This window comes from Candidatus Harpocratesius sp. (assembly GCF_054039255.1).
Genome location: NZ_JBPLBG010000006.1, coordinates 135,322 through 156,793, shown reverse-complemented (window position 1 = coordinate 156,793; position 21,472 = coordinate 135,322). Strand labels below are relative to the sequence as shown.

Here is a 21,472-nt window from a genome sequence, read left to right as displayed (position 1 = left end):
CTATTTTTTATATCAATAATTTTTATTTTTATTTTTAATTTATTCTATTTGAGTTAAATGAATCAAAATGGAAAACAAATACCCAAAAATATAATTAAAAAGAATATTAGTAATATTGATCTCACAATCCTTGCACATGAATTGAATGAGATTCTACTAGATGGTTTTATATCAAATATCTACGAAATTGAGACAGATCGACGTATTTTACTTTTAAAATGTCGATCAAAATCAGGTCCTCAAAAAATAATTATTGATACAACCCAAAGAATCAATATAACACATTACGATTATCCTGTACCAAAATTTCCTTCTCAATTTATACTTTCCCTTCGAAAATTTATGAAAGGACGCCGAATCACGAAGATCTATCAATACCATTTAGATCGAATATTAATTATAGAATTGGGTTCAAAAGAAGGAAGCGCCTGGAAATTTATAATTGAGTTTTTTGGAGGAGGGAATTTTATTTTAGTTAATGGTGAAAATCAAGTAATTATTGCCCAACATTATAAAAAATACCGAAATCGGGAAATTCTTCCAAAAAGGGATTATTCTTTTCCAGAATCACGTGGTATTGATGTTATAAACTTAGATGAAAATCAATTTTTAGAAATAATTCGAAAACAATCAGGTCAAATTGTACGAAATTTAGCACGCTCATTCAATATGGGAGGATATTTGGCTGAAGAAATTTGCTTGAGAGCAAATATTGATAAAAAGGAAGATATTTCGAAATTACCAGATTCAGCATTAAATGAAATTTATCAGAGTATTAGAGAAATTATTGAAAATTTGAAAAATTTCAAAATCACACCGTATGTTGTTAAAAGTAATACTAACGAGGATGTTCTTATAAGATTTGAACCTTTTAAAATGAAATTATTCTCTGAATTTTCAATCCAACCAACCGAATCATTTAATGAAGCACTGGATTTGTTTTTCTCTGCAATTGATTCAAATGTTTTATTTTCTGGAGAAATTGAAAAAGTAAAAAATCAATTATCGAAATCAGAGAAAATTTTATTACAACAACAGAAAAAAATTAAAGAATCTGCAGAATTACGCCAAAAATCATTAGAATATGGCCATTTAATTTACCAATATTTACCACAGATTGATAATTTAATCTCGATCATCATGAATAAAAAAAGAGAAGAAGATTATTCATGGGATTTAATCCATGAAAAACTTATTCAAGGAAAAAAAATGGGAATTGCAGAGTGTCAAATTTATGAGAGAATTTTTCCTAAAGAAGTAAAGCTTCTGGTTAATTTAGAAGGACATGAATTTAAATTGGACCTAAAAAAGAATGCAGTTGAAAATGCCGATGAAATTTATCAAAGAGCGAAAAAGGCAAAAAAGAAAATAATTGGTGCAAAAAAAGCCTTAGAAAATACGAAAAGGAAGGTAGAACAACAAAAAGAAGAGCGCGTAATTACAGAATCTCAGAAAGCAATGTTGATCAAACGCCCTAAATTAAGATGGTACGAAAAATTTCGATGGTTCATATCCTCAGATAATTTTTTAATTGTTGGAGGTCGAGACGCTTCTTCTAATGAAAAATTATTCAATTCTCATATGAATAAAAATGATCTTTTCTTTCACACAGATGTTAGAGGCGCTGCAGTTTGCTTAATAAAAAATGATGAAAATATGGAAATTCCACAAACTACAATTAAGGAAACGGGACAATTTGCAGCATGTTATTCATCTGCATGGAAACAAGGATGGGGAAATGCTGATATCTATTATGTTTTTCCAGAACAAGTATCAAAGACACCAAAATCAGGAGAATATTTAAAAAAGGGATCATTTGTAATTAATGGAAAAAAAAACTATTTAGAAAAACCTTTTTTGGAAATATCAATAGGTGTAAAACTAGTTCCTATTGAAAATTCAACTCAAAATAAGGATGAAGATGTCTCATTTGAAAATTCTGATGAAAACAAAGAAGAAAAACAATATTTTCCTCAAGTTGTGTCAGCACCTGAATCTGCATTTAAAAATAAAGGTATTTTATACGTTAAAATCAGACCAGATAAAGGAGGGAAAAAAGTTAGTGATTTAGCAAAAGAGATTCGATCCATATTTATATCAAAAGCTGATGATAAATTCAAACCTTGGATTCGATTAACATCATTGAATGATTTAATTCGCACGATTCCTCCAGGAAATGCAGTAATTGTAAAAAAGAACTAGGATTTATGATTACTTCTTTTTTTTCATGAGGTTTCATAATTATCTTTCTCACTTCTCTATCACTCTGATATAATACCATTCATTTAGATCTGATATAATACCATTCATTTAGATGGAAAATTAATGTGAAAAATCATGTTTTTTTAATTTTAATCATTTGATTCGTTTACATTTTTTTCAAGAGCATCTAAACGTGATTCTAAAGATTTTAATGTCTTAGATAAAAGAAGCATAGTACTTTTTAAATTTTCGGCGATTTTTTCAAAGTTTTCGATTTTTTCAATAATATCTTGTTCATTTTCGATTTTTTTTGATTTCATATATATTCCCCTTAAGACTTACATCCAGATATCATCATTATATATTTCAAGTGTTGCCCTCATATAGATAGCTGTTCCTTTTCTTCTTTCTTGATAACAATGAAATTAATTACATTAAATCTTCCAGAGGCATATATTGACGGAATCGAAAAGTTAGTTCAAGCAGAAATCTACCCAAATAGATCTGAAACAATTAGGCATGCAGTTCGAGATTTAATTATTAAAGAAAAGGCATTTATTCCAATAAAAAATAAGAAAAATTAAAAAAACTAGAGCTCTATAAAACCACAATTTGTTATTTAATAATCATCAGAGATTTTTGCTTGAATGAAATAGAAATAAACTAAAATAATGATAACGCCAATCGTGGAAATTAAAAAAACAGTTCCATTAATTGTTGCTTGAATTAAGGTCAATATAATCAAAACAACCATTTCTTTCCAAGTCATAATATATCCACGCAATTCTTGGAGATTTCCCCAAGAAATAAAAGCGAAAAGAAAGAAAAGAATTATAGAAACAGATTTAATTGCAATATCAACCACTCCCAATACAGTTGGTCCTTCAGCAGAACTTGTAGCATTTTGTACTAAATCATTCCAAGATGTAATAATTAATCCATTAAAAAGAAAGGAAATAATAAAGAAAATCAAAGCAAGAATATATGAAATCTTTGCTGAGTTAAACATTTGTAGTTTAAGGTTCATTCTTTGATTTTCATGAATTTGTTTCCTGGAAATTTCTGCAGTATTACTGTTATTTGACACTATTATACATCCTCCTCTTGTTCAATATATTGAATTCCTTGTTTTTTCTTCGTTGCTAATAACAATCCTCCGTAGCTAAGAACGAAAACAGAAACAATAATTAAAACAATTAAAATAAATAATTCTGAATCAAAATTATATTCTCCAATTTCACCTTCAGTACTTGCAGAACTTTTAGGTCCTATTTGAACTAATAAAGGATCAGAAATCTTTACTTCATCACTATTAGAATTATTATACCCAAGTTCAATTGCATAGTTCTTATAAACATTCAAAGTTACGTCTTCAGTTGTACTATTTTCTTCAGGTTGTAATAGAATTTTAAATTCAAAAATTCGATACCCGTTCTCTCCTATTCCAGCAGCACCATTAAATCCTAAATCAAATTGATCTACCACATAAGAGTCTGAATTCAGGTAATAATCAGAAAATGTTGACGATTCATTCCCAGATTCTGAAGCATTAAAAATAGTAATTTGCTTTTTATCTAGAAAACTAATTGTTTGATTGGATTGAGATAAAAATAAAGACACTGTTTCATTCTGGACCTCTGTAGTAAATCGTGCTTCAACTAAGAAATAAATATACTGATTATAATGTTGTACAAATACTTTAAACTGAAGTCCATCTAAGACATACGAAGATGAATTTACTTTAAATCCCCAGCTTTCTTCTTTAACTCCGTCAATCACCGCTTCAAATCCCGGATTAGAAGTAACTTCCGGACGACTCCACGTTTCATCCTGAGCTGAGACGACTTGGATTAAAGCACCAAGAAAAAGTGAGAAAATTATCAGAACGAAGAAAGAATTGCGTTTTCTCATCATTATGCCCACACTTCAATTTCAATCTTCCACTTTTTTAATATTTTGTTGTGCATTTGTTTTTGTGAACTAGCAGAGAATTAGGTGGATGCAGTTTTTAGAGACTTCATTAATAACATATATATCCAGATCATATAATTAATTAATAGGAAATCTACTTGAATCTTATTTAGGTATTATCTAAAACTATATGTTGGTAATTAAAAATGCGATTAATCACAGTACACTTACCGGAAGCCTATTTGGCAGGAATTGATAAATTAGTAACCAATGAAGCATATCCAAATCGATCAGAGGCAATTAGAGTAGCAGTAAGAGATTTACTGAAAACAGAATTGGGAGGATTTATTCGTTATCAATCCAAAGAAGTCCCAGACTTGCTAAACTAAATTCTATCAAAATACTATCATGTATTTTGATAATATTTTTTACTTTCTTTTCCTAATATCATACATATCGAGAGAATATTATAGTTTTTACTCGGAGTAATAAATATGAAAAAATGGAGAATTTCGCTTAAATTAGAAGAAAATAAAGAAGATCTTGTTGAATTAACAGATGTTAAAGAAGTGATGGATGGATATTTGAATATCAATCGGAATTTCTACGTTGAATTACTAAATATTACAAAAATATTGAATCGCTATATGATTGGAAAAGGAATTGAATCAGTAGTTGATCCAAATGGAAAAGACTGGTCCCTAAATCCATGGATATTATTAATGATTAAAGATAATGAAAGCGATATTCCCTTTCGATTTTTGATGAAACGTGAAAAAGATTTATCCGGATTCCTTGTAGCGGTAGGACCCGATAACTTTATTTCATACTTAAAAGATTCAAAAGAAGAAGAAGATGAAATAAAAAGATTATTGGAATATATTATTGCATATCCTCAAAAATTTCGGATTTCAATGATAATCCCCAATTTTATTCAGTAATTACTAATGTATGTTCAATAACGATTTGTTTTTTCTATATTGTTCTATTGGTAATTACGGAAATTTCTTTCATAATGACCATATGTCTTTAAAGGTCCAAAGGATCGAATTCCATTTTTTTTTATCTGAATGATTAGATTATTTGCTTTCTTATGATCAATTTCTCCCTGTTTTTCAAGAAAATTGATTATTTCAAAGGCTTCTTCTACGGTTTTACATCTTTGGATAAAATCAATTACTCCTGGATCATTTGGTTTTTCTTCTTTACGAATTCCTTCAATAATTATCTCAGATGATTCTCTTTTTTCGTACAATTCCTTAGCTAAATTTGGTAGAGATTTGTTAAAATCATTGAGATCATATTCTATTGTTAGTTTATCTTCAGAAATTTGAGCAAAATCTTTAGTTCGTTTTTCCTGCATTAATTAAATAAAAAAATTTTAAAATTTATTAATTTCCTTTTCCTAAATAGTTTAAATCTAATTCTTCATCTAAGAGCAATCGAATCTTATCCATAAATTCTATTTGTTCTAATTTTGCAAGTTGAATGGAATTTTGTTTTTTTTCGATATAATCATGAACTTTCTTTTTAATATCCATATTTTCTTGCAAAATTTCTTTTAATATTTTCAATTCAGGTTTTGAAAAATTTAGAGCATTTTTTTGATAATCCCGCCATGCTTCTATTACTAAAGGAAAATATTTCTCAACCATCTTCTCCATTATCAAAGCATATTGGCGAATCTCAAATTGTGCGTGTGGATCTGTTCGTAATGTAAGAAAATGTAAAAGATTTCTTATATCCATTTTAAAAGCAAAAGTAGTGTATAATGATAAAGGTAAATTAATTCGTGCGATCTCGCGGGCAACACCCATATTTAGATAAGAATTATAGTGTTCTAGTAAAAGATTTGCATCATTTTGTAGCATTTTTTGAATTCTTTGAGCATCTTCAATTTCATTTTGTGTCCTAGCTTGGCGATTTCTTCTATCTTGAGTTGTAATCCACTCATGATGTGGAATATAAAATTCTTCTTGAGCTTCAGAATAGCGCAGACTTATTTCATTATATGATGCAGTTCTATGACGAAACCACTGACGCGCGACAAAAAGTGGACAACGAATACGAAATACACAAACACCAAACTCAAATGGACCAGAATGATTGTGACGAAGTAAATATCTCATTAATTGTCTGGTTGAAGATACTTTTTTTGTTCCCTTATCATAAGATGTACGCGCAGCATTTACTATTGATTGATCTGAGCCTAATACATCAACTAATTCCACAAAACCATGATTAAATATTAATTCCCGCATCAAAACTTCAGATTTTTCTTCCATAATAATTTTAATATATTTGAGACATAAAGAAAGAATTTATTATTCGATTACTAAATTTCCAAATTTTGGAGATAAAAATTCGATTTTAATGCGAGGTAACAATAAATTAAGCTGCTTATGAAAATTTTGAAGAGCATTTGACAAACAATAATAACTATTTAAATTTATTACATTAACTCCAATATTAAAGTATCTCCAAATCAAATTTAATGGTAGATCATATGAGATTACTAAATCAATTTGTTCTAATGATAAGAGATCTATATCAAGTTTTTCTAAAGATTTAGGCTCAAAAATACCAATGTTCCTCACAAATGTGAGAGGATCTCCCCAAAGACTGATATTTTTAACTTTAAAATTTTTTTTTAAGTTTTGAGTAATAATTTTTAAATTAGTCTTTTCCTGTAGAGTAGTGCACTTTCTACCTATTGGAATTGCGGTAGTATCTCCATCAAGATAAATATTCTTTACCCTATTTAATGAAGCATTTCGAATAATTAAATCTAATACTCCACCTTCAATGTAATTAATAAGATCACCTATTACAAAAACTGAAATATCTGCTAATGTCATAATTTTTACAAGTAATATATAAGAATCACTAATTTTCTGAATTGGATTAAGAAAAGGAGAAAAATATGTAATTAAAAGGTGAATATTTCTTTTTTTCGCTGATAAAAGAATATCTTTTGATGGATAAAGCGAGATTCCCAAAGTGCGATAGACTTTATTACTGTTTTTTTGCCCAAATACGAAATGTGCATGAGAATTATTAAAAGTCCAATCAAATGGAAAATTCTTTTTTAATACAGTCTCAATTTGATTGAAAAACATTAATTTTCTTTATATTAAAATACTCATAAAATATGACACCTTGAATGATTATTATAAAATTTAAAAGGTAATAAAATGGTATTTAATTGATAATACGTGGTGATTTATTGATGGAAACAGATTGTATTTTTTGTAAAATTGTTAAAAAAGAAATTCCTGCAAGAATTATATATGAATCAAATTTTTCTGTAGCAATATTGGATATAGCCCCTGCTACAAGAGGACATACAGTTGTTATTCCTAAAAAACACTTCTACAACTTAATAGATATGCCAAAAGATATAATGGGTGGTTTTTTTGAGGATATTCAAAAGGTTTCTAAACTTATTATGGAAAAACTTAAGGTAAAAGGTTTCAATTTAATCCAAAATAACTTTGAAGTTGCAGGGCAAATTGTTCCTCATGCACATTTTCATATTGTTCCAAGATATGAAAATGATAATTTCCCCCATTTCAAGAAAGATCCTATTCAAGCATCTTCTGATAAATTAGATGCAATTTTCCAGTTTTTTACGTAATTTTTCCTAATTTTTTAATTCTTTGTTTACGAACAAACCATTCAGGCACAAAAATCTTATTGAAATCACCTACTTTTATTACCTCATTATTTTTTAGGAAAAAAATAGGGATAAAAATGTATCTTTTAGAATTTTCAATTCGAATTTTAATAAAATTATTTCCGATTGATTCTATATACCCGCTGATTTCAATAAAATGATCTCCATAAAAAATCATATTTAAAAGATTATTTTCCGACAAAAATAAAGGAACACCTCATGAGTTTATTGAATTTTTGTAAAAAATTAAAAAGAAAAATCCTATTTCTTGAATTTCTGTGGTCTAATCTCGGTGTAACTATAACTTTGATTTCATTAATCATTATGTAAATGATTTCATTTTATTTTTTTTCGTCCTAGAAAAGAACCATTTCAGATCAGTGAAAATAGGATATATTAATAATCAAGAGAGGTGAGTGAAAGTAAAAAATTTTTTCCATTGTTTTTCTGGATGCAACTTTTTTAAGGAATCATGTAAGATTTGAATTGGGCAAAAATGGTTGAAAAAAAAAAAAATTTTCTAAAAGAAAAAACTGAAGAAAAAATGTGGGAATCAATCTATTCTCAGACAGAAAATGAAATTCAACAAAAAAATCTTGAAAATTTAAACTCAAAAATAATAAATGAGGACATAGTTTTTTGCAAAATTTGTGGAAATCCAATTTCACCTTTGCAAATTATAAATAAATGCATTCATTGCGGTCTTCCCACATGTAAAGAATGCAGATCTAATTTACTTTGCGTATATTGTTTCTTAAATTTGGAGCCTTTTGCTCAAAAAAGCCTAAAAAGCACTAGAGCCTTTATTTTCTTAGGACCCTTACTCTTCTTTCTCAGTACAATACTATTTCTTAACTACTCAATAATATTAAAATGGAGTGCAATAATATTTATTCTTTTTACAATTCTTTATATCTTTATTTTATTCAGCATAGTCTATCTGCCAAATAGATTCTTCGATCCAAAATGGGAGAAAATCATTGGGTCTAATAAATTTAAAGCGGTAATTAAAGACAAACAACCAAATAAATTTATTTCTGAAGCACTTTATCAAGATTTTCAGATTTTACACCAAAAAAGAATAAATAAATTGCAAAATTGGATAAATCAAGCAAATTTAAACTTTGAAGCACCTATTCCTCTATATTTGCAAGATGAAAAAGGAAAATTAGGTGAAAATGCAGAAAAGGAGCTAATTAAAAAGGCAAAAATAATTGAATCAAAAGAACCAGCAGTAAAACCTAAAAAATCCTTTAGTTCCTTAGAAAATAATTTTAATTTTTGTCCCAAATGCAAAAACAAATTTAGTTTCGGAACATTTTGTGTAAAATGTAATAAAAAATTTTGTCCTGAATGTCAAATTGATACTGATCCATTTTCTACTCGCTGTATTTGTGGATATCAATATCCTGATATACTTGTTCAATTTAAAAACAAAATTAATCAGGATTAATTTCTAAAATTTGAAATCTTGAACTTCATTTGCATTTCTATACGCCCAAAAAACAGAATCAGAATCATTTAAATAAACTGAAGAAGCCCCTAACATTGAATATTCTTCATTTACCCAGAAAAACCAAAATGTATTTGTATTCACATCATTTTTTTTTCCTTCAATTGAGGTTATTATAATCCCAAATGAATAACTATCATAACCTACTTTATAAAATAGAGTTAGTAAATCATAAACAGTGCTGGAGTTTTTCCAAATAGTTATATTCTTATGAATATCAATAGTCCCATTATTAAAATCAACTGTAAGACTAATATTTCGAAAATGTAGTAAAGGATCATATTTAATAATTGAATCTTCAGATTTTTCTTCGATATTCTCATCCTTTTGTAAAATAGATGGAAGAATAAATGAAAGACTGATGACAATAAAGAAAAAAAAACTTAAAATTAATATATTTCTTATATTTTTAGATTTTCCTTTTGAATCCATAAAGATATCCCTTAATCTTTCTTATTAACGGCTTGTTTTTTTAGCATTATAATAGTAAATAATGCGATTATAAAAATTCCTGTAGTTGAGAATGAAGGGATTCCATAAGGTTTTTCTTGATCAATATCATCATTATCTGAAGTTGTATCATCTGAAGTTGTATCATCTGAAGTTGAATCATCTGTAGTTGTATCATCTGTAGTTGTATCATCTGTAGTATTATTATCGTCAGATGTAGTATTTATTTGCAAATTTAGATGGGAATTTAAATATGGAGGTTGAGACTCAAAATAAAGAATTCCATCAAGAGAATAATTTGCAAATTTAGATGAAAATTCATATAGTAAACCAGAAGACTCTTCATAAACCAATCGAGTTTCTTGTGTTCCATTTGCAGGATTCTGTTGATATTCATAAACATGTCTTCCATATTCAGAAGTAATGTTTAAAGTTCCATTTAATCCAGGCCATGGTGCGCTTGAAGGTGCATTAGCAACAGAAAGCGCTAAATTATCTTGAGCATCCCAATCCGTATCACTTAAAATATTGGGAGAAAATCCACCAAAACCCAAGATTAAATTCATTCCGATAGTAGATTGTGAAACATTCGCAACTGTTGAATTCAAACGACCATCACTATAATAAAAACTCACATTATAAAATGGTTGTTCTGTTCCCCACTCATTGTAGAATCCAGTAAAATCTAACCGAATTTTACCACCTACTTGAGTAGAAACCATACCAAATGGGTAAAAATAGACTTCACCATTTGATGAAGTAATGATATAACTAAAATTATATTCCACATCCTCTACTCTTAGATTGTTTTCTTTATCAATGGCCAACGATGCTGGTAATTGATGAACAACGTTCATCATTACTAAACAAATTAGAAAAATATAGCCAAATTTATGCATGTTCTTCATTATTCAAGATCTTTTGATAAAGATCATTTAAAAATATTGGGTAACTTATCCTATATTATTTAAGAAAAGATCAAAATTTTTTTGTAGGGAAAAATAATTAAAGTATGAATTAACCTAGTGGATTATAGATGTCGGAAATTGATCTGGATAAAGATTTACAAATTGATCTTCATCGTATGCTTGAGGCGTTAGAAAGTTCTACGGATTTAGAAGGGACTGCTTTAGTTACAAAAACAGGTTTACGGATTGCAAGTTCTACTCATGCACGAACAGATGTCGATCAACATTCTGCATCCCCAGCGACATTAGTTTCCTTAGCATCTAAAGTTTCTGAAGGTTTAAGGTATGGAAAATTAAGTCAAATTGTCATTACTGGTGAAGATGGTTATACAATAATAACTACTTCAGATGATAGTAAATTTATGTTATTGTCTCATAGTAAGCGTATTTCTAAATTAGGTTACTATTTTCATAGATTAAGCAAATATTATACAAAATTAACAGAATTATTAAGTAATATTGCTATTGGTGAAGCAAATTATTAAAAACGATAGGATTTCTTGAAATCAAGATTAAAAGGTTTTAATATCTTTAACATAACAGGTAATTCAGTTAAATTTTCTTCTTTATTTGATGTTTGGGAGAAGTAATTAGAATCATAGGTAACTTCAACATAACCTTTTGTCCCAAATGGTGCCTTTATTTTAATAAAAGGATATTCAAGTTTGTGATTTATAATTGTTTGAGCACCAATTAGAGATTGTGCTAATCCAGATACAATAACACTATTCAATGAATAATCTGGTTTTATTACTTTTCCAATTTTTATTTTTTCTCTGAAAAGTTCAATTGGCGGATTAAGACTTAAATGAAATTCAGCAACTCCAACGATTCGAAGTTGTTTAGGAGGAAGGTCCATCCTCATCAATAAAAGTTTATCATTTTCTTGAAAAAAGGCTTCATTTTCAAACCAAATTATTGCTTGAAAGTGTTTTTTTTCTGCAGAGTGTGGGAGATATTTTAATAACACAGAATCTTCTGTACGAATTTGAGCAACTGGATAAATTTTAGCATTATGAACTCTCATATTATGAACAATTGTCAAATGTTGACCAAATCTGCATATCTGAATAAAGAAATCATTAATAAGAACATCAACTAATATAATTCTAGTACAAATAAAATGACTAATATCATCAACAGCGATGGCACCTCTATGAACTGAATCAGGATTTAACCCTTTAACGGCAATTCCACATCGATCTCCCGCTTTAATTTCATTTACTGGAGTTTTCCATTTTTGTATCGATTTAATTCTATACGTTTGATTTGAAGGTAAAATTGTTATGTCTTCACCAACTTTTCGTGAACCAGTAATTACAGTTCCTGTTAAAATTGTTCCTTTTCCTTTAATGTAAAAATGATGATCAAATAGAAATTTAAAAGGAGGTGAATTGTCTCGAAAAATGGGGTTTTGATGTAAATATTCTAAAAGATAATCCTTTACTGCTTCAAAACCTCTATTTTGCTTTGCAGATACAGGAAAAACGGAAATTTTATTATGATATCGAGTTTTTTGAAAAATTTTTAGTACTTTTTCTTCTAATTCAGCAAATCTTGCCTGATTAATTTGATCAATTTTATTTATCAAAACAAATACATGTGGAATCCTCAACATATCAAGAATTAATAAGTGTTCTCCTGTCTGCACTTGGGGCCCTTTATTGGCATCTATCACAAGTATCGCCATATCGATAATTTTTGCAGCACTCACAACACTTCTAATTAAATCAGCATGACCTGGAGCATCTACTAGAGTAATCATGTATTTTTCTAATTGAAAAAAAGTAAATCCTAAATCAATTGTGATCCCTCTCACTTGTGATTGAGAATGCTTATCCAGTCCAGCAGTTGAAATAATTTCTGTAAAACAACGAGCAATTGCGGTTTTACCAGCATCAATATGACCCATTAATCCTATATGAATTGGAATTAAATTTTTGTTAGGTATACTCATTTTTTTCAGTATCCACTTACATAATTATCGGTTCCTAAAAATATTAAATATTCAATCACCTATTAGCTCACATTGAGAAATTAATTTAGTATAATTGGTGGAAAGAATATTGGCGAAATATCAAGAAATTCAATGTCCATTTTGTGGCCGTATGATAAGGAATACAGATAAATTCTGTATCTTTTGTGGTTCAAAAGTTCAAAAATCTGAGCCGAAAATAAAATATACTGCTGAAGAGCGCGATGAACTAGAAAAAGATCTTGACTCTTCCAAGAGCAAGGCAATTAAAAGATCGATTTCATCTTCCAATCTCTCAGAGTTTCAAGTAAAAGATATATCTAAAATTGGAGAAAAAGATCAAAATAAAGCTAAAACAGAAAATTTTCAGACAAAAATCGATTTACCACAAAATATTATAGAACAACTTGAAGCTAAAATGGAATTGGCAGTTATTGAAAGTAAAAAGAAAAAACTTAAAATAAAACTCCAAGATTTGAAGGAAGAACTGGATTCATTTCGATTTGAAAATGATATAGATTATGCAAAAAAGATGAATGCGAAATTTCAAGCATTTAAATCAATCAAAGAGGAATTATTGAGTAAAGAAGAAGAAATCCGTCAAAAATTAGGACCAAAAGGACAATTTCGAATGGATGAATTGGAAGATCAAATGGAAATTCAACGAGAACAATTAATTGAATTAAAACGACAGTATAAACGACGAAAAGTAAAAAAAGAGATCTATGAGCAACTTAAACTGGAATATTCTTCAGAATATCGAAAATGTGAAGAAGAATTGCAACAATTAAGGGATAATGTAATTATTTGGATTTCCAAAGAGAAAGCTGAGAAAAAAAGGCTCCGTAATAAACTTCAAATGATTCAAGCTCGATTCAAAGCAAGAGAGATTGATGAAAACGAATATAATGAACAAAAAAAGAAAATTGAAAAAGATCTTGAAAAAAAAGAGGATAGACTTAAAATTTTAAACAATTATGCTCAACCCCGAAAGTCACGTTGGATTTAAAAATCATTTTTTTTATTATTTTTCAAGAATCGCTAAATAAAAAATATAAATCTTCGTAAACAAATAGGATTGATATGCGTAAAATTGGTATGAGTATCATTGCATTGTTGATTGTTACAACCTTCATTGCGATTGGTTTACGAAACGGTCAAGTATCATTAATATCAAAATATTTTGAAGAAATGGCCGCAAATGGATTTATTTTTCCAGTGTTTGGATAATAAAGCAGAAAAAAATAAAAAATTCGATTATTCAAGAAAAACATTAGATTTATATTTAGAAGGCTTTTTTTCTAGGCCGAAATCACGTGGTCGAGTAAATTTTTCTTCTTTCTTCTGAATCTTACGGTATTGTTTATAGTGTTCTTTGCATAATCCAATTTTTCGAGTCTTCTTTACACTCCCTTTCAATTCCCATTTCAATTGAGAAGAGTATTTATCAATATTAGCTTTCGCAACATGCTGCTTTATCTGATTGCTACATTTATCTACTCCACAAGTGCCAGTGGATTTCTTTATTCCCATTTTAGGAAGATCTGTGATGGGTTTTCGATGCTTAGGATTTTGTTTCGGCATAATTTTCCACATGGTAATAAAGCAAAAACACCTATTATAGTTGATGAGTAAAAATTTTTCAGACACTTCTGATTTAATTTTGAGAATTAAAAATCAAATTCAAAAGTATAAAGCAAACAGTATGGAATTCCCATATTTAACTCCTGCTGCTGTATTAATTTTAGTATTTAAGAAAAAAGAAGATCTATTTCTCATCATGACTGCAAGATCTAAGCGATTACACCACCATAATGGTGAAATGAGCTTTCCAGGGGGAAAATTTGATAAAAAAAAAGATCTTAATTTTCTAGAAACTGCATTACGAGAGACTCAAGAAGAAATCGGAATCTCTCCAAAAAACATTGAAATATGGGGCAAAATTGATAACCTTCCCACTTTAACTGGCTATAACATATACCCCTTTGTCGGTTTTATAAAAAAGAATGTTCAAAAGGGAGATTTTGTTTTAAACCATAATGAAGTAGATGAAATTGTCAATATACCTCTAAAATTCTTAATTCACCTCCCAAAATTTGATGAAATTCCTTTTAAAACCCATAATGGAAAAGAATATTATGTTTTAAGTTTTAATTTTCAAGATCAGAATTCAGGTCGTGAATATAATATTTGGGGGGCTTCTGCGCATATACTAGCAAATTTCTTAAAAATTACTATAAATCAGCAGAAATATTCAACCCATTATGGACGCCCTAAATTATCAGAAATACAGGAATTTATTAATTCAAATAGACAAAAAGGTAATTTTTAAACAAATAAGTATCATTAAATTAAAAAAAAATGTGATCAATTATGAATAATCATTTTTTTTGTAATTTACAGTTAAAGGGAATATTTCTGATTTATATAGGGACAATAAACATTGCATCCATGATTTTCCACTTCTTTTGCAAATCCTAATAGAGTCTCTTCGTCCCCATGCACACAAAATACATCTCTCTGGTTTTGGTTTATAAATTTGATTCCATCAATAAATTGCAACAATTCAGTTTGTCCTGAATGAGAACTAAAATCTAAATGATATACTTTAGCTGCAATATCAATCATATTTTCATGCTTATTTAATTGATATTTATTAGTGTCTAAAAGAATTTGACCAGGAGTGTTTTCAACTTGGTATGAAACCAAGAAAATTGCATTTTTAGGATCATTAATTATATTTTCAGCATAATATCTTGCAGTTCCACCTTTTAACATCCCAGATGGTGCAACAATTACTCCAGAACGACTTGCAGCATTTGATCGTTCGATTTTTTTCCGGTATTGATTTATAATATGAGCGTTTTCAAAAGCTTGTATTAATTCTTCAAAATTTCTAAACATTGAAGGGTAATTAGAATATTGAGAAATAATAGCTCTTGCCATACCATCTACTGTAATATTATAATCAACATGATTTTGTTTGTTTAACACCATTAGAATTTCTTGACTTCGTGCGACACCAAATGCAGGAATTAAAGCAATTCCACCGTTAGTGATAACTTCATTTACTTTTGATATTAATTTATTTTCAGTATCAACACGAGGTGGATGTGAAGTTAAACCATATGTTGTTTCAATTATAAGGGCATCAATTGAAGGGATTTCAGATGGATTAACTGGATTTAATAATTGTGTCTGAATTAAATTAAAATCACCAGTATATAATATACTTTTTCCATCCATCTCAACTAAAATCATTGCAGAACCAGGGATATGTCCAGCATTATAGAGAGTTATCCATGAATTTTTTCCAATTTTTTTTCGTTTTTTATAAGATAGGTATTGAACATATTGATGCATTTTTTTAATTTCTCTTTTTCCAAAAGGAAGATATTGTTGATTTATTCGGAGCATATCATTAAGTAGAATTTCTGAAACCTTATATGTTAATTCTGTACAATAAAGAGGAACAGAGCCAGAAATATAAAAGAGAGGAATTCCCCCACAATGATCAATATGTGAGTGGGAAAGAACGATAGCACTTAAATCACGACCGCTCACATGCTCTGGAAAGATTGTAGTATGATCAGATTTAATCCCATAATCAAGAAGAATTCTGTCTCCTGATTCTTCAGATTCGATCAGAATTCCACTTCGCCCTACTTCTCTACAAGCTCCAAGAAAACGTAATTTTACCATTTTATTTATCCATAGATTAGTAATACTAAATAATAATGTGCCGTACTTTATGGATTTTTCCCTATATTAATAAGATGATGAAATATATAGAATCATTAATTAGCATTATCACTTAAATATTAAGTAAGATCTCATATTTATAAGAAAAGGTTGCTGAAAAAATGAGTTATAATAAGCATGACATCGAAATTGGAATAATTGGTGGAACTGGGGCGGATATCCCGCTAGAAAATGCAAAAAAATATAAAATTTACACCCCTTATGGTGCACCATCAGATTTAATTACCATTGGCACCTTTAATGGAAAAAAAGTAGCATTTTTATCTCGACATGGCCCAAATCATCAGATTCCACCTCATCAATTAAATTATCGCGCAAATATTTGGGCGATGAAGGAAGTTGGAGTAAAAAGAATCTTTTCTCCATGTGCTGTAGGGGGACTAACAGCAAAAACAGATAAAGGAGTCTTTGTGATCATTGATCAATATATTGATCGCACAAAAAGTCGAAAAGATACTTTTTACGATGGCGGAGAAGTCTGTCATATTGGACAAGCAGATCCTTTCTGTCCTGAATTGAATGATATATTTTTCAAAACAGGAAAAGAATTAGGGTTAGACATTCAAAATGGTGGCACATATGTATGTATTAACGGCCCTCGCTTTTCAACCCGTGCAGAATCTCGAATGTATGCAAAATGGGGGGGTGATGTTGTAGGAATGACTGTTTATCCTGAGGTAGTATTAGCCGCAGAGCTAAATATGTGCTATTCATCAATTGCAACAGTTACTGATTTGGATGTTTGGGCATGTGAATGTCCCAATTGTGGAATTGTTATGTATGGAGATTCTTGTCCAAAATGTGGTCAAAATATCAAACCTCTTGCGGTTAGCGTCGAAGAAATATTAGGAACAATGGAAAAAAACGCTGAAAACCTTCGTAAATTAATTGAACTTGCACTTCCTCAAATTCCAGAAGAACATCATTGTGAATGCGCTCATGCTAGAGACGGTGCAATTCTATAATTAAAAAAGAAGGAATGAAAAGCAGCTATGGCACCAAAAATATTAACATTACCAGATTATGAAAAACCTATTGAGGTTCCTTTAGATGGCGTAATAGATCATCTAAATCCCAAAGCTTTTGAATATTTTTTATCCAACAGATTAAATCACGATGAACGATGCAGAAATTTACTAATCCCTGCAGATGTAATTAAAAATCGCATTCGAAAATTAGCCGTTGAAATTATTGAAGACAATAAGGAGAATAAAAAATATAATTTTTTAATAGTTCTTACTGGAGCCTTTATGTTCGCCGCAGACTTGGGTCGGGAAATATATCGTCAAAGCGGTCAAGAGATTCAATATTTTATCATGAAATTATCAACCTATCGGAAAGAGATTAAAAAAGAGGGTGAAACAATTCGAGATGTAGACATCCAATTGGATTGTGGGGATCTTTCTGGAGAACATATAATTATCATCGAGGATATTATCGATCAAGGCTTTACTTTATCTGAATTGGAAAAATTTTTACTAGAAAAGAAAAAAGTAGCATCAGTAAAAATTTGTACCCTTTTATATAAAAACTTGGAAAAACCAACTACTGAAGTCCAAAATCTGCGATCAAATCTTAAAATTGATTACATTGGATTTACAGTCCCTGATGTCTGGGTTGCAGGATATGGAATAGATTCAGGAGATGATTTTCGTCATCTACCTTTTATTATTGCTGTAAATGAAGAGTATTATCTCAGGAAGTGAATTATAATGAAAAATATCTTATTAAAAAACTGTAAAATTATTGATGTCGAATCTATGAAAATTTTAAAAGGTTCTATTTTAATCGAAGAAGATATTATTAAATCAATAAATCCTAAAAAGTCAGATATTCCATCAATTCATCTATCTGTAGATTTGCAAGGAAAATACTTAGTACCTGGTTTTATCGAAAGTCATATACATATTGAAAGTAGTATGATGCCTCCATTACAATTTTGTTCTGTAGCAGTACAACACGGAACAACCACAATATTAGTCGATCCGCATGAAATAGCAAATATATCTGGAAAATCTGCTTTAGAGATTTGGATTGATCAAGCGCAAAAAGTACCTTTAGATATGTATATAGGAATTCCTTCATGTGTTCCTGCAACCCATATGGAACATTCTGGTGCAACAATATCCATAGAAGATATAAAAGAGCTAATTTCAAACGATTTAGTTTACGGTCTTGGAGAAATGATGAATTTTCCTGGAATAATTAATAATATCGGTGATGCTCGTGAAAAGGTTGATGTTGTATTTAATTCAGGAAAGATTGTAGATGGTCATTGTCCAGGAGTTCTTGGCGACGATTTAAAAATATATACTTCAAATGGCTATAATGATGGTAAAAATCGTATCATGAATGATCATGAATCTACTTCAGCCTCTGAAGTAATTGAGAAACTATCTATTGGTATGAATATCGCTCTTCGATATGGTAGTGCTACAAAGGATCTTGACAAAATTCTTCCAGAATTAATAAAGCAAAAAATTAATCTTGATAAATGTTCTTTATGCTCAGATGATCTTTCTCCCAGTGATTTATTTCATCTCGGACATATTGATAGAATAATTCGTCGTTCTGCTGAAATATTCAAAGAAATCGGAACAGATACCCATGAGAGTGCAATGATTAAAGCAATTCGACTGGCGACTTATACTTCTGGGAATTACATTCAAAAATTTTTAAAATTGACTAATCGTCCCCCTATTGGGCAATTGAAACCAGGATTTAGTGCTAATATTGTCGTTCTTGATAATTTAGAACTGTTAAAAATCCATTCTGTATACCATCATGGAAAAATTGTTTATCAAAAATCTAAACCACCCACTTTCAATCTTGATTATGACTATGGAATTCTTCTGAAAAGCATGAAAATAAAAGAAAAATTGACCGCCTCAGATTTTACTGTTAAATATACAGGAAAAAACAAGGTAGCAAAAGTAAATGTGATTGGAATCACCCCTATTAGTTTGGTTACTGAAAAACTAATCAAAAATCTCCCTATTTCAAGTGAAGGAACATCAAAAATTATTAAAAGAGATTTTAATCAAGATATATTGAAAATTGCTGTAATTGAACGACATCATTATACAGGTAATAAATCTATAGGGTTTATTCATGGTTTAGGATTTTACAAAGGTGCATTTGCTTCAACTGTCGCACATGATAGCCATAATTTGATAATAGTTGGTGCATCAGATCAAGAAATGGCAGATCTAGGTAATTTTTTACGAGAAAAAGGAGGAGGAATGGCAATTTTATATCAAGGAAAATATACTTATCTCCCTTTACAAATTGGTGGACTCATGTCCACAGAATCACTTCAAGAAATTGTTTCAAAATATGAGAATATTAAAAATACAGTCAAAACAATGGGTGTTATGGAACAAAATATTTTTATGACCCTAAGTTTTATGGCTTTACCAGTTATTCCTTCTCTTAAAATCAGCGATATTGGGCTTATAGATGTGGAGAAATTTTGTCCAATTGACTTAGTCATTGAATAATTTATTTTAACATTTTTTCTTTTTTTGTCTATTAATTAATCACTTTATATCTTTTCTTTTTCTCTTAAATCATTATTTTATTTCAAAATTGCTCTAAAGGATAAGATGAACAATATCATTTTCATGTGCTTCCATATGAATAATATTCATAATTTTTAGATTGACTCATGAATTTATATATTTGTGAACCAATATAAAGAAATGAATTTATTTCGGATTAAAATATTCTTGATTTTCTTTTTTGGATTTATTTTCGGTTTGGGATTTGCCTATATAAATAATTATATTCATTCAATAATAGGATGAGAATGCAATGGCAAGAAAAAAACCATCTTTTGGAACAAAAAACTATTTACATCGAAAAATTCTTCCTTCAACAATCCTAATCTGGATTCTCTTTGGTTTCTTTGCTGGAGTGATAATGGGCAAAATTATTTTTGAAGAGAATGAAAGAGATGTAATTGTTTTATCAATGAGTTATTCTAGTGAAAAATCTTCCTGGATATCTCAGTCTTCTGAACTTTTCATGCAATATTGGGCAGCTCGTCAACAAAAAGATCCGTCCCTTAAAGATATTGCTTTAGATTTTCAACCCTATGGTTCTGGAGATTCCCTCATCGCATTATTAAATGGGGAAATAAAACCAGTTATATGGTCCCCTGCCTCCAATCTTTGGATTCCATTATTAAATGCAAAATGGAACGATTATACAAAAAAAGATATTCCTTTAGTTCCTAATTATACCAGAATTATCTATTCTCCTGTTGTTATTGCAACATGGGAGAACTTTTACACCACACATCATCTCAATGGATTAAATGATTTACATGATTTGATTGTTTCCAATCCAGGATTAGTTCATTTAGCTCACACAGATCCAACTAGTTCAAATAGTGGTTTTATGGCTACAATCATGATGGTTAGTGCTTTTTTAGGAATGAATCCTGAAAATATTACCTTAGAAGAGATTTATGATGAATCTGTAGCAAAATGGATGACAGAAATTGAAAGTGCAGCCGTATTATATGGGAAATCCACTGGATTTTTAGGTACATATATGTTAACTCAAGGACCTGATGAATTACAAGTTGCCATTTTATATGAGAATTTAATTAAAGACAATGCGATTAAAGCCATGGAAAAGTGGAATCAGAAATTAATCTCAATATATCCCGAAGAAGGCGCTCTGTTTTCTGATCATCCATTTTGTATTCTAAATGCAGATTGGGTTAGTGATGATCAAAAAATGGTGGCTCAAGAGTATTTAAGATTCCTACAACAGAAATCTCTGATTGAACGAGCTATCAAAGTAGGATTTCGTCCAATTAATACTACTTGGTTAAATGATCCTGAGATTTCATCAATCTATAATGCTTCATTTAATTGGATGAATGGAGTAACGCCTGATCCTTCTCAAATAATTGAGTCTTTTCCCCCTACAGATGGAAATGTTATTGCACGTATTCCTGATTTGTGGTTAAAGACAAGAAATCGTACTTAATATTTCGGAGCCAA

General features: G+C 29.5%; 26 protein-coding genes. 14 read left to right on the top strand and 12 right to left on the bottom strand.

Going from position 1 to position 21,472, the window contains the following annotated elements; genetic code table 11:
• Positions 1-57: 57 nt before the first annotated feature.
• Positions 58-2,202, top strand: coding sequence for a ribosome rescue protein RqcH (gene rqcH / locus ACXLDF_RS01240; RefSeq protein WP_457556668.1), 2,145 nt, complete (start codon positions 58-60; stop codon positions 2,200-2,202).
• 149 nt (positions 2,203-2,351) lie between these two features.
• On the opposite strand, the gene ACXLDF_RS01235 is transcribed toward rqcH, so the two are convergent.
• Positions 2,352-2,522 (bottom strand): hypothetical protein, encoded by a 171-nt coding sequence (locus tag ACXLDF_RS01235; protein WP_457556667.1) that lies wholly within the window; start codon positions 2,520-2,522, stop codon positions 2,352-2,354.
• Positions 2,523-2,621: 99 nt separating this feature from the next.
• On the opposite strand from ACXLDF_RS01235, the gene ACXLDF_RS01230 reads away from it, so the two are divergent.
• Positions 2,622-2,786 carry a ribbon-helix-helix domain-containing protein gene (locus ACXLDF_RS01230; protein ID WP_457556666.1) on the top strand — a complete coding sequence of 55 codons (165 nt, stop codon included), beginning with the start codon at positions 2,622-2,624 and terminating at the stop codon, positions 2,784-2,786.
• Positions 2,787-2,821: 35 nt separating this feature from the next.
• On the opposite strand, the gene ACXLDF_RS01225 is transcribed toward ACXLDF_RS01230, so the two are convergent.
• Positions 2,822-3,289, bottom strand: a complete 468-nt coding sequence (locus ACXLDF_RS01225; protein WP_457556665.1) for a hypothetical protein — start codon at positions 3,287-3,289, stop codon at positions 2,822-2,824.
• Between the two features lie 2 nt (positions 3,290-3,291).
• Positions 3,292-4,116 (bottom strand): hypothetical protein, encoded by an 825-nt coding sequence (locus ACXLDF_RS01220; protein WP_457556664.1) that lies wholly within the window; start codon positions 4,114-4,116, stop codon positions 3,292-3,294.
• Between the two features lie 203 nt (positions 4,117-4,319).
• On the opposite strand from ACXLDF_RS01220, the gene ACXLDF_RS01215 reads away from it, so the two are divergent.
• Both ACXLDF_RS01215 and ACXLDF_RS01210 read left to right on the top strand, forming a co-directional pair.
• Positions 4,320-4,502, top strand: coding sequence for a ribbon-helix-helix domain-containing protein (locus ACXLDF_RS01215; protein ID WP_457556663.1), 183 nt, complete (start codon positions 4,320-4,322; stop codon positions 4,500-4,502).
• A gap of 105 nt (positions 4,503-4,607) precedes the next feature.
• A complete protein-coding gene (locus ACXLDF_RS01210) occupies positions 4,608-5,054 on the top strand; it encodes a hypothetical protein (RefSeq protein ID WP_457556662.1) in 447 nt (148 codons plus the stop codon).
• 44 nt (positions 5,055-5,098) lie between these two features.
• Here ACXLDF_RS01210 and ACXLDF_RS01205 read toward each other — a convergent pair whose 3' ends face one another.
• From ACXLDF_RS01205 to ACXLDF_RS01195, 3 genes are read right to left on the bottom strand one after another with little or no spacing between them, the layout of a single operon-like run.
• A complete protein-coding gene (locus ACXLDF_RS01205) occupies positions 5,099-5,476 on the bottom strand; it encodes a DUF2095 family protein (RefSeq protein WP_457556661.1) in 378 nt (125 codons plus the stop codon).
• Between the two features lie 28 nt (positions 5,477-5,504).
• A complete protein-coding gene (gene thyX, locus ACXLDF_RS01200; RefSeq protein ID WP_457556660.1) occupies positions 5,505-6,398 on the bottom strand; it encodes an FAD-dependent thymidylate synthase in 894 nt (297 codons plus the stop codon).
• Positions 6,399-6,437: 39 nt separating this feature from the next.
• Positions 6,438-7,232: a Nif3-like dinuclear metal center hexameric protein gene (locus ACXLDF_RS01195; protein ID WP_457556659.1), complete on the bottom strand. Its 795-nt coding sequence runs from the start codon at positions 7,230-7,232 to the stop codon at positions 6,438-6,440.
• Positions 7,233-7,342: 110 nt separating this feature from the next.
• On the opposite strand from ACXLDF_RS01195, the gene ACXLDF_RS01190 reads away from it, so the two are divergent.
• Entirely contained in the window at positions 7,343-7,750 is a 408-nt protein-coding gene (locus tag ACXLDF_RS01190) for an HIT family protein (RefSeq protein WP_457556658.1), read from the top strand.
• On the opposite strand, the gene ACXLDF_RS01185 is transcribed toward ACXLDF_RS01190, so the two are convergent.
• Positions 7,743-7,991 (bottom strand): hypothetical protein, encoded by a 249-nt coding sequence (locus tag ACXLDF_RS01185; RefSeq protein WP_457556657.1) that lies wholly within the window; start codon positions 7,989-7,991, stop codon positions 7,743-7,745. The two genes, ACXLDF_RS01190 and ACXLDF_RS01185, sit on opposite strands and share 8 nt — an antisense overlap.
• Positions 7,992-8,285: 294 nt before the next feature.
• Here ACXLDF_RS01185 and ACXLDF_RS01180 point away from each other — a divergent pair, with 294 nt between their 5' ends.
• Positions 8,286-9,242, top strand: a complete 957-nt coding sequence (locus ACXLDF_RS01180; protein ID WP_457556656.1) for a hypothetical protein — start codon at positions 8,286-8,288, stop codon at positions 9,240-9,242.
• A gap of 3 nt (positions 9,243-9,245) precedes the next feature.
• On the opposite strand, the gene ACXLDF_RS01175 is transcribed toward ACXLDF_RS01180, so the two are convergent.
• Both ACXLDF_RS01175 and ACXLDF_RS01170 read right to left on the bottom strand, forming a co-directional pair.
• Entirely contained in the window at positions 9,246-9,734 is a 489-nt protein-coding gene (locus ACXLDF_RS01175; protein WP_457556655.1) for a DUF4430 domain-containing protein, read from the bottom strand.
• A gap of 11 nt (positions 9,735-9,745) precedes the next feature.
• Positions 9,746-10,660, bottom strand: a complete 915-nt coding sequence (locus ACXLDF_RS01170; RefSeq protein WP_457556654.1) for a hypothetical protein — start codon at positions 10,658-10,660, stop codon at positions 9,746-9,748.
• A 128-nt stretch (positions 10,661-10,788) separates the two neighbouring features.
• Between ACXLDF_RS01170 and ACXLDF_RS01165 the strand changes: the two genes are divergently transcribed.
• Entirely contained in the window at positions 10,789-11,205 is a 417-nt protein-coding gene (locus ACXLDF_RS01165) for a roadblock/LC7 domain-containing protein (RefSeq protein WP_457556653.1), read from the top strand.
• Here the strand turns inward: ACXLDF_RS01165 and selB are convergent.
• Complete coding sequence (gene selB, locus ACXLDF_RS01160; RefSeq protein WP_457556652.1) at positions 11,202-12,677, bottom strand: selenocysteine-specific translation elongation factor; 1,476 nt, start codon at positions 12,675-12,677, stop codon at positions 11,202-11,204. The genes ACXLDF_RS01165 and selB overlap by 4 nt on opposite strands.
• A 109-nt stretch (positions 12,678-12,786) precedes the next feature.
• Between selB and ACXLDF_RS01155 the strand changes: the two genes are divergently transcribed.
• Both ACXLDF_RS01155 and ACXLDF_RS01150 read left to right on the top strand, forming a co-directional pair.
• Positions 12,787-13,704, top strand: a complete 918-nt coding sequence (locus ACXLDF_RS01155) for a zinc ribbon domain-containing protein (protein ID WP_457556651.1) — start codon at positions 12,787-12,789, stop codon at positions 13,702-13,704.
• A 74-nt stretch (positions 13,705-13,778) separates the two neighbouring features.
• Positions 13,779-13,925: a hypothetical protein gene (locus ACXLDF_RS01150; RefSeq protein ID WP_457556650.1), complete on the top strand. Its 147-nt coding sequence runs from the start codon at positions 13,779-13,781 to the stop codon at positions 13,923-13,925.
• 27 nt (positions 13,926-13,952) lie between these two features.
• Here the strand turns inward: ACXLDF_RS01150 and ACXLDF_RS01145 are convergent, their stop codons facing one another.
• Positions 13,953-14,279: a hypothetical protein gene (locus tag ACXLDF_RS01145; RefSeq protein WP_457556649.1), complete on the bottom strand. Its 327-nt coding sequence runs from the start codon at positions 14,277-14,279 to the stop codon at positions 13,953-13,955.
• A gap of 43 nt (positions 14,280-14,322) precedes the next feature.
• On the opposite strand from ACXLDF_RS01145, the gene ACXLDF_RS01140 reads away from it, so the two are divergent.
• On the top strand, positions 14,323-15,027 hold the full coding sequence (locus ACXLDF_RS01140; protein WP_457556648.1) for an NUDIX hydrolase: 705 nt from the start codon (positions 14,323-14,325) through the stop codon (positions 15,025-15,027).
• A gap of 71 nt (positions 15,028-15,098) precedes the next feature.
• Here ACXLDF_RS01140 and ACXLDF_RS01135 read toward each other — a convergent pair whose 3' ends face one another.
• A complete protein-coding gene (locus tag ACXLDF_RS01135; RefSeq protein WP_457556647.1) occupies positions 15,099-16,397 on the bottom strand; it encodes an MBL fold metallo-hydrolase in 1,299 nt (432 codons plus the stop codon).
• 161 nt (positions 16,398-16,558) lie between these two features.
• Here ACXLDF_RS01135 and mtnP point away from each other — a divergent pair, with 161 nt between their 5' ends.
• The 4 genes from mtnP (at position 16,559) to ACXLDF_RS01115 (ending at position 21,458) form a co-directional block, all read left to right on the top strand.
• The gene (gene mtnP / locus ACXLDF_RS01130; RefSeq protein ID WP_457556646.1) at positions 16,559-17,422 is read left to right on the top strand and encodes an S-methyl-5'-thioadenosine phosphorylase; all 864 of its coding nucleotides are present in this window, start codon (positions 16,559-16,561) and stop codon (positions 17,420-17,422) included.
• Between the two features lie 27 nt (positions 17,423-17,449).
• Positions 17,450-18,163 (top strand): phosphoribosyltransferase, encoded by a 714-nt coding sequence (locus ACXLDF_RS01125; protein ID WP_457556645.1) that lies wholly within the window; start codon positions 17,450-17,452, stop codon positions 18,161-18,163.
• A gap of 6 nt (positions 18,164-18,169) precedes the next feature.
• Positions 18,170-19,957, top strand: a complete 1,788-nt coding sequence (ade, locus tag ACXLDF_RS01120) for an adenine deaminase (RefSeq protein ID WP_457556644.1) — start codon at positions 18,170-18,172, stop codon at positions 19,955-19,957.
• Positions 19,958-20,270: 313 nt separating this feature from the next.
• Positions 20,271-21,458: a substrate-binding domain-containing protein gene (locus tag ACXLDF_RS01115; protein ID WP_457556643.1), complete on the top strand. Its 1,188-nt coding sequence runs from the start codon at positions 20,271-20,273 to the stop codon at positions 21,456-21,458.
• The last annotated feature ends 14 nt before the right edge of the window (positions 21,459-21,472 follow it).